General features: G+C 79.3%; 1 protein-coding gene. It reads right to left on the bottom strand.

What is annotated here, in order from left to right; translation table 11 throughout:
• Positions 1–535, bottom strand: a 535-nt coding sequence (locus tag AC1DXK_RS31150) for a VWA domain-containing protein (protein WP_477299728.1), incomplete at both ends; no start/stop codon positions are given.

Raw genomic sequence — 535 nt, 5'->3', positions numbered from 1 at the left:
GCCCCCCTCCCCCGACCGGGCGACGTTGGCGCGCCCGTCGGTCAGCAGCACGATCGCCGGGCGGCTTCCGCCGCGGCGCACACCCAGCGCCACCGCGACGGCCGCGTCGATCCCGGCCGCGAGGGGCGTCCCGCCCCCGCCCGGCAGCCCCGAGAGGCCGCGCTTGGCCCGGGTCAGCGAGCGCGTCGGCGGCAGGATCAGTTCGGCGCCGGCGCCGCGGAACGCCACGAGCGCCACCCGGTCGCGCCGGACATAGGCCTCGGCCAGCAGCAGCTCGACCGCGCCCTTGGCCTCGGCCAGCCGCTCCAGGGCGGCCGAGCCCGAGGCATCGACGCAGAACACCGTGGTGGTCTCGGTCCGCTGCTTGAGGATCCGGATCCGCAGATCGTCCCGCCGCACCACGATGCGGCGCGTCTCCTCCGCGCCGCGCCGCAGGGCCTGCCAGGGCGCCGCCGTCCGCAGGGTGGCGAGCAGGTCCAGGCGTCCCCGCCGCGGATCGCCCCGCCGGCTGCCGATCGGGCGCCCGGTCCGGGCC

The organism is Methylobacterium sp. P3_A11 (genome assembly GCF_056403155.1).
This window is presented reverse-complemented; position numbering and strand designations above follow the sequence as displayed.